This is a genomic window from Burkholderia sp. LMG 13014 (assembly GCF_905232215.1).
GTDB lineage: Bacteria > Pseudomonadota > Gammaproteobacteria > Burkholderiales > Burkholderiaceae > Burkholderia.
Genome location: NZ_CAJNKE010000826.1, coordinates 1 through 2064, shown reverse-complemented (window position 1 = coordinate 2064; position 2064 = coordinate 1). Strand labels below are relative to the sequence as shown.

General features: G+C 68.3%; 2 protein-coding genes and 1 pseudogene. All 3 read left to right on the top strand.

The window, feature by feature from the left end:
• Positions 1–163, top strand: a pseudogene (locus tag JYJ84_RS38110) (NAD-dependent oxidoreductase); the annotation flags it as partial.
• 86 nt (positions 164–249) lie between these two features.
• Positions 250–954: a two-component system response regulator CreB gene (creB, locus tag JYJ84_RS35050; protein ID WP_175220231.1), complete on the top strand. Its 705-nt coding sequence runs from the start codon at positions 250–252 to the stop codon at positions 952–954.
• A gap of 15 nt (positions 955–969) precedes the next feature.
• On the top strand, positions 970–2064 hold a 1095-nt coding region (gene creC, locus JYJ84_RS35045; RefSeq protein WP_205190160.1), incomplete at its 3' end, for a two-component system sensor histidine kinase CreC.

The window sequence follows — 2064 nt, the reverse complement described above, 5'->3', positions numbered from 1 at the left end:
GAGCATCATCGATACGCCGCCGAACCGCGCGGACATGCCGGACGCGGATTTCACGCGCTGGGTGCGGCCCGAGCAGATCGCGGCGACGATCGGCTTCCTGCTGTCGACCGATGCGCAAGCGATCACCGGCGCGTCGATTCCGGTGACCGGCCGCGTGGCGTAGCGCGGCGGGGGCAAGGGCAGGGGCTCGCGCCGCGGCCGGCCGTGCGTACAATGTCGCACCGGATTGCGCGAGCCCAGCCAGAGACCATGCATCAGCCCAATATCCTGATCGTCGAAGATGAAGTGGCGATCGCGGACACGATCGTCTACGCCCTCGGCACCGACGGCATGCAGACCGTCCACTGCACGCTCGGGCAGGCGGCGCTCGACCATCTGCGCGACACGCGCTTCGATCTCGTGGTGCTCGACGTCGGGCTGCCGGATCTCAGCGGCTTCGAAGTATGCCGGCGGCTGCGCACGTTTTCCGACGTGCCGGTGATCTTCCTCACCGCGCGGCACGATGAAATCGACCGGATCGTCGGGCTCGAAATCGGCGCCGACGATTACGTGGTCAAGCCGTTCTCGCCGCGCGAACTGGCGGCGCGGGTGCGCGTGATCCTGCGGCGTTTCTACCGGACGGCCACACCCGAAGCGACGCCCGCGCCCGTGCCGACCGCGACCATCGCACCGGGCTTCACGCTCGATACCGACGGCGCGCGCGTGTCGTGGCTCGGCCACGCGCTGGACCTCACGCGCTACGAATTTGGCCTGCTGGCGTTGCTCGTCCGGCATCCCGGGCGCATCTATTCGCGCGAGCAGTTGATGGATCTCGTGTGGCACGAGGCATTCGATTCGGCCGACCGCACGGTCGACACGCACATCAAGACGCTGCGTGCCAAGCTGCGCGCGATCGACCCCGAGCGCGACCCGATCCGCACGCATCGCGGGATGGGTTATTCGCTGCAACCGTAACGACCGGCACCGCCCATGCATATCGGCCTGCGCATCTTCTTCGGCTTTTTCCTGATCGTCGGCCTGGCCGCGCTGATCACGCTGCGGGTATTCGTGCAGGAGGTGAAGCCCGGCGTGCGCGAGGCGATGGAGGACACGCTCGTCGATACCGCGCAAGTGCTCGCGACGCTGGCCGCCGACGACATGGCGAACGGCCACATCGCCGACGGTGCGTTCGCGCGGCAGCTCTCGAAACTGCACGAAAGCCCGGTCAGCGCGAATGTATGGGGCGTGCAAAAGACCGCGATCGGCTACCGTCTTTACATCACCGACGCGCACGGCATCGTGCGCTACGACTCGTCCGGAAAGGCGATCGGGCAGGACTATTCGCGCTGGAACGACGTGTACCGGACGCTGCGCGGCGAGTACGGCGCGCGCAGCACGCGCAGCGATCCGAACGACGACAGCAGCACCGTGATGCACGTGGCGGCGCCGATCCGGCGCGGCAACGAGATCATCGGCGTGTTGACGATCGCGAAGCCGAACCAGACGGTCGCGCCGTTCATCGCGCGCAGCCAGCGCAAGATCATGCTGTACGGCGCGCTGCTGATGGGCGGCGCGATCCTGATCGGCGTGGCCTGCACGTGGTGGCTGGTGGTCGGGCTGCGGCGCCTGCAGCGCTATGCGCGCGCGATCGCGGCGGGCGAGCGGGCCGACATGCCGCTGCAGGGCGCGAGCGAACTGGCCGAGCTCGGGCGCGCGGTGGAAAGCATGCATCAGCGGCTGGAAGACCGGCAGTACGTCGAGACCTACATCCACACGCTCACGCACGAGATGAAGAGCCCGCTGGCGGCGATCAGCGGCGCGGCCGAACTGCTGCAGGAGGACATGCCGGTGGCGAACCGCCGGCGCTTCACCGAGAACATCCGCCGCCAGGCCGGCCGCCTCGAACAGATGATCCGCAAGCTGCTCGCGCTCGCCGAAGTCGAGCAGAAGCAGCGCCTGTCGGTGCGCGAACCGGTCGCGCTGCGGCCGATGCTCGACCAGCTCGTCGACGATATCGAGCCACGCGCGCGGCAGCGCGGCGTGAACTTGACGATCGACGCGCACGACGCGGCCGATCCCGCGGTC

Coding starts and splice junctions, on each gene's coding strand:
- creB (WP_175220231.1), top strand. CDS start 250: ATGCATCAGCCCAATATCCTGATCGTCGAAGATGAAGTGGCGATCGCG.